Here is a 5778-nt window from a genome sequence, read left to right as displayed (position 1 = left end):
GGTGGGTGGGTCAGGCCGGGGGCGGCGCGGTGACAGGTGCCGCTCCGGTGGCTGCATCCACGAGTTCCTCGTACGCCTCGCGGCTGGTCGTCTCGGCGGCGAGGCCCTGCGGCTTGCTGCTGCCGTGGAAGTCGCTCGATCCCGTCACGATCAGGCCGAGTTCGGCGGCGAGTCCGCGCAGCCGGCGCCGTTCGCCGGCGTCATGGTCGGGATGGTCGACCTCGACACCGCCAAGCCCCGCCCGGGCCATCTGCTCGATCACGTCGGGGCCGACCGTCACCCCGCGCCGGCTGGCGAACGGGTGCGCGAACACGCTGACCCCGCCGGCGTCGTGGATCAGCCGCAGGGTCTGCCAGACGTCCGGCTGTTCCTTGCCGACCCAGTACGGCCCGCCGGTGCCGATCCAGTCGCGGGTGAACGCCGCCGCCACCGTCGGCACCAGCCCGGCCTCGACCATCGCCGCGGCGATGTGCGGGCGGCCCACCGTCCCGGCGGCGAGCTGCGCCACCCGTTCCCACCGCACCGGATGCCCGGCGGCGGCCAGCAGGTCGGCCATCCTGCGGGCACGGACGGCCCGATGCTCGCGGACCCGCGCCCGAACCGCGGCGAAGGCGGGCTCGGCCGGGTCGAACAGGTAGGCCAGCACGTGCAGGGAGATCGATCCGCCGGGCACGTCGACGGAACAGGAGATCTCCGCGCCCGGCACCAGGGTGAGACCGGCGGGCAGCGCCGCGGCGGCGCGCCCGATGCCCGCGGTGGTGTCGTGGTCGGTCAGCGCGATGACCGTCAGCCCCGTCTCGGCGGCGAGCCGGACGAGATCCTCCGGTGAGACCAGGCCGTCCGACGCGGTGGAGTGGGTGTGCAGGTCGATGGTCATCCGCTGATGCTGTCAGCTAACCGTTGCCGGCGGCACCCCGTCGACGGCCGGCGGTTCGGGTGGTTACCGGCGGTTCGGGTGGTTACCGGCGGTTCGGTGGTCAGAGGTCGAGGCCGGTGAGGACCAGGACTCGTTCCTCGGTGAGGTCGGTCATGGCCGCCCGGACGCCTTCGCGGCCGATGCCGGAGCCCTTCGTGCCGCCGTAGGGCATTTGATCGGCCCGGTAGGAGGGGACGTCGCCGATGACGACCCCGCCGACGGCGAGGTCGCGATGGGCGCGGAACGCGGTGGCCAGGTCGTGGGTGAACACGCCGGTCTGCAGGCCGAACTCGCTGTCGTTGACCCGGGCGAGGCCGTCGTCCAACCCGTTTACCGCGGACACGACGAGGACCGGCCCGAAGACCTCCTCGCGCACGACCCGGGCGTCGGCGGGGACGTCGGTGAGCACGGTCGGGGCGATGCTCGCGCCGGTGCGCGTGCCGCCGCAGACGAGGGTGCCGCCGGCGGCGACGGCCTCGGCGATCCACTCCTCGACGCGGCGAGCCGCGGCGACGTCGATGAGCGGGCCGACGTCGGTGGCCGGGTCGGCCGGGTCGCCGCCGCGCAGCGCCCGCACCGCGGTGACGATCTCGTCGAGCAGCTCGTCGTAGACGGACCGGTCGGCGTAGACGCGCTGCACGGCGATGCAGGACTGGCCGGCCTGGTAGTTGGCGAACAGGGCGATGCGCCCGGCCGCCCGCGCGAGGTCGCCCGGCGCCGCGTAGTCGGCCGCGACCAGCACGGCGCCGTTTCCGCCCAGCTCGAGCACGACGTGCTTGCGGGGCACGGCGTCGCGGATCGACCAGCCGACCGGGCCGGAGCCGGTGAACGACACCACCGGCAGGCGCGGGTCCGTGACGAGGCCGGTGACCTCGCTGTTCGGGACCGGCAGGACCGACCAGGCCCCCTCGGGCAGGTCGGTCTCGGCGAGCAGGTCACCGAGGAACAGCGCCGACAGCGGCGTGCGGGGGGCGGGCTTGACGATGATCGGGGCGCCGACCGCCAGTGCCGGCGCGACCTTGTGCGCCACCAGGTTCAGCGGGAAGTTGAAGGGGGTGATCCCGAGCACGGGTCCGCGCGGGAAGCGCCGGCTCAACGCCAGGCGCCCCTCCCCGGTCGGGTCCGTGTCGAGGCGGGTCAGCTCGCCGGTGAAGCGGCGGGCCTCCTCCGCGCCCCAGCGAAACGTCGAGCTTGCCCGGGCCACCTCGGCCCGAGCCCAGGTGAGCGGCTTGCCACTCTCGGCGGTGATGAGCCGGGCGAGCTCGTCGCCGCGCTGCGCTATCTGCTTGGACACGTGCGCCAACGCCGAGGCCCGCACGTGCGCGGGCAGCGCCGACAATCGCGGGGCCACCTCGACGGCGGCCGTGACGGCGCGGGCGACCTGCTCGGCGTCGGGCTGCGCCACGGTGGCCACGAGGCTGCCGTCGAAGGGGTGGTGGACATCGATCGTCGAGGCACCCTCGGCTCGGTTGCCCGCCAACCAGAACGAGGTGACGTCAGCCATCGCGATCCACCCGTGTCGTCGCCATCGCCCGTCATCCTAGGCGCAGTCGGAACATCGGTTGGTTCAACGCGCCCGACCGGCCCATCGGCGCCCACCGAGGCTGAAGCGGGCGCTGACCTGGGCATCGTCCCCCGGCCCCGAGCCCGCGGCCGGGGGACGATGCCCAGATGGATGCCCAGATGGATGCCCAGGTGGAGACACCGGTGAGCGAGCAGGCGGGAGCCGACGAGATGATCCCTGCGAACGCGGCGGCCCGCGGCGGCCCCGGGCTGCCCCAGGTGCGCCGCCTCGTCACCGAGATCCCCGGGCCGCGTTCGCGCGCGCTGGCCGCCCGCCGGGCCGGCGCGGTGGCCCGTGGGGTGGGGGAGACCCTGCCCGTGTACGTGCACGCCGCCGGCGGCGGGGTCGTCGTCGACGTCGACGGCAACTCGCTGATCGACTTCGGTTCGGGGATCGCCGTGGTCAGTGTCGGCAACGCCGCCGACGGCGTGGTCGAGGCGGTGCGCGAACAGGTCGGCCGGTTCACCCACACCTGCTTCATGATCACGCCGTACGAGGGGTACGTCGCTGTCTGCGAGGCACTCAACCGGCTGACCCCCGGCGATCACGACAAGCGCAGCGCGCTGTTCAACTCCGGCGCGGAGGCCGTCGAGAACGCTGTCAAGATCGCCCGTTCGGCGACCGGGCGCGCCGCGGTCGTCGTCTTCGAGCACGCCTACCACGGTCGGACGAACCTGACGTTGGCGATGACGGCGAAATCGATGCCCTACAAGGCCGGCTTCGGCCCCTTCGCGCCCGAGGTCTACCGGGTGCCGCTGGCCTACCCGTACCGCTGGCCGACCGGCCCGCAACACTGCGGCGAGCAGGCGGCGGCGCGGGTGATCGAACTCGTCCGGGACGAGATCGGCGCGGGCGAGGTGGCCGCGATGGTCATCGAGCCGATCCAGGGGGAAGGCGGCTTCATCGTCCCCGGCCGTGGTTTCCTGCCCCGCCTCGCCGAGTTCTGCGCGGACGCCGGCATCCTGTTCGTCGCCGACGAGATACAGACCGGGTTCGCCCGCACCGGCACGATGTTCGCCTGCGAGGACGAGGGCGTCGTGCCGGACCTCATCACCACCGCGAAGGGCATCGCCGGCGGCATGCCGCTGGCGGCCGTCACCGGACGAGCCGAGATCATGGACGCCCCGCAGGTCGGCGGGCTCGGCGGCACCTACGGCGGCAACCCGGCGGCGTGCGCGGCGGCGCTCGCCGCGATCGGGCTCATCGAGTCCGCGGATCTCGCCGCCCGCGCGCGGCGCATCGGCGAGCTCGCGCTGCCCCGGCTGCGCGCCCTGGCGGCGCGGCACGACATTGTCGGGGACGTCCGTGGGCGGGGCGCGATGCTGGCCCTGGAGCTCGTCCGCGGCGGTGGCGACACCGGGCCGGACAAGGAGCTGACCGCAGCCGTCGCGGCGGCCTGTCACCGTCGCGGCCTGATCGTGCTCACCGCCGGCACCTGGGGCAACGTGCTGCGGCTGCTGCCGCCGCTGGTGATCGACGAACCGCTGCTGCTCGCCGGCCTGGACCTCCTCGACGAGGCGTTCGCCGAGTGCGCCACCGGCCGCTGACGTGCCCGGCGGTTCGGCACATCAGTGCTGGTGAGACGGTTGCTCGCGGTAGAGGGCGGGAACAGCCGTATCGGAACCGTCGACGTCCGGCGGCCTTTCCTCCACCTACGCCAGGAGGCGCCCGGTGACCATTGCTGCCACCTGCCCTCGTTGTCTCGGCCCGCTCCGTCCGCCCGACCTGTGGAGTAGCCAGTACCGGTGCGACGAGCACGGGGAGGTGAGCCCGTACCGGACAGCCGTCTCCTCCCGCGAGCAGGCGTTGCGATCCCTGGCCACGTCCTCTACCGTGCCGGTCTGGCTGCCGGAGCCCATGCCGGTGCACTGGTACGTCAGTGGGATCGGCTGGGCCGGCGACGACCGCACCGGGCCGCGGGCCAGCGCGCTCGCCCTCGCCGGCCCCTGCCCGCTGGGCGGACCGGCGGAGATGATCCTCGTCGCCGAGGCACCCGGGGTGGGCCTCGGCGCCCAACTCGCGGGCCTCGCCGGCCCCGATCCGGAGGCGCTGCCGGGCGCGTCCGAGGCCAAGGTCGAGGCCGCCGGGCATCCCACGGCGATGTGGCCGCTGGCCGTCCGACCCGACCGGGCCGCCTTCGTCGGCGAGGCCCGTGGGGTGTGGCTGTGGCTGGTGCTCTGGCCGGCCGACGCGGCGCTGATCCTGCTGGAACACCTGGTGCTGCGCGACGTGCGGGACGCCCCCGAGCTCGGCGAACGGTCGTTCTTCGGCGCAGTCAGCGAGCATCTGACCGTCGCGTCGTCCACGGTGCGGTGAGCGGGTCCCCGCGGCCGTAGGCTGATCCGATCGGATCAGCCGGCGAAGGGATCGGGCCAGCAGCATGACGGAACCGCTCTGCCCGCCGGCAATCTCGCTCCCAGCCGCTGTGGAGGTCGACCGGCGCCTGCTCACCGTGATCGTCAATCCGAGCGCGGGGCGCGGGCGGGCGCTGCGCCTGCTCGACGGCGTCTGTGTCGAGCTCGACCGGTGGGCCGCCGACGTGCGGGTCGCCCCCACCCGCGACCTCACCCACGCCGGCCAGCTCGCCGCCGAGGCGACCGCGCACGGCCGGGTCGTGGTGGCGCTCGGCGGGGACGGCCTGGCCGGTGCGGTCGCCGGTACGGTGGCCCGGGCGGGTGGGCTGCTCGCCGTGCTGCCCGGGGGCCGCGGCAACGACTTCGCCCGCGGCCTGGGTCTGCCCGCCGACCCCTGCCGCGTCGCCGCCGAGCTGGCAGGGTTCCAGGAACGGCGGGTGGATCTGGCGGAGGTCGCCGGCCGGCCGTACCTGGGGATCGCCAGCGTCGGTTTCGACTCCGACGTGCAGGTCATCGCCAACCGGACCCGGCTGCTGCGAGGGCGCCACGTCTACACCTATGCGGCGCTGCGGGCGGTGGCGGCCTGGCGGCCGGTGCGCTTCACGGTGACGATCGACGACGAGCCGCCCCGGGCGCTGCAGGGCTGGACGGTCGCCGCGGCCAACGCGGCCTACTACGGCGGCGGGATGCGCTTCGCCCCCGACGCCGACCTCGCCGACGGGCTGCTGGAGATCGTGCTGGTCTCGCGGACGTCGCGGCTGACCTTCCTGGCGCTGTTCCCGCGGGTGTTCGCCGGCCGGCACGTTCACACCCGCCACGTGCGGGTGCTGCGCGGGCAACGGGTGCGCATCAGCGCCGACCGGCCGTTCGCGGTGTACGCCGACGGGGATCCGCTGGCCGACCTGCCCACGGAGATCGTCGTCCGCCCGGCCGCACTGCGCCTG

5 protein-coding genes are annotated in these 5778 nt (G+C 74.3%); 3 read left to right on the top strand and 2 right to left on the bottom strand.

The window, feature by feature from the left end; all coding sequences use genetic code 11:
* Nucleotides 1-10: 10 nt before the first annotated feature.
* Nucleotides 11-877 (bottom strand): PHP domain-containing protein, encoded by an 867-nt coding sequence (locus NBZ83_RS29690; protein ID WP_261564865.1) that lies wholly within the window; start codon nt 875-877, stop codon nt 11-13.
* Between the two features lie 100 nt (nt 878-977).
* Nucleotides 978-2420 (bottom strand): aldehyde dehydrogenase family protein, encoded by a 1443-nt coding sequence (locus NBZ83_RS29685; protein WP_261564864.1) that lies wholly within the window; start codon nt 2418-2420, stop codon nt 978-980.
* 230 nt (nt 2421-2650) lie between these two features.
* Here NBZ83_RS29685 and gabT point away from each other — a divergent pair, with 230 nt between their 5' ends.
* The 3 genes from gabT to NBZ83_RS29670 form a co-directional block, all read left to right on the top strand.
* Nucleotides 2651-4027, top strand: coding sequence for a 4-aminobutyrate--2-oxoglutarate transaminase (gene gabT, locus NBZ83_RS29680; RefSeq protein WP_261576273.1), 1377 nt, complete (start codon nt 2651-2653; stop codon nt 4025-4027).
* Nucleotides 4028-4151: 124 nt separating this feature from the next.
* Entirely contained in the window at nt 4152-4796 is a 645-nt protein-coding gene (locus tag NBZ83_RS29675) for a DUF6758 family protein (RefSeq protein ID WP_261564862.1), read from the top strand.
* Between the two features lie 64 nt (nt 4797-4860).
* On the top strand, nt 4861-5778 hold a 918-nt coding region (locus NBZ83_RS29670), incomplete at its 3' end, for a diacylglycerol/lipid kinase family protein (RefSeq protein WP_261576272.1).

It is taken from the genome of Frankia gtarii, from assembly GCF_025403375.1.
Taxonomy (GTDB): domain Bacteria; phylum Actinomycetota; class Actinomycetes; order Frankiales; family Frankiaceae; genus Frankia; species Frankia gtarii.
Note: the sequence above shows the minus strand (reverse complement) of the source record. Positions and strands in the feature narration are given on the sequence as shown.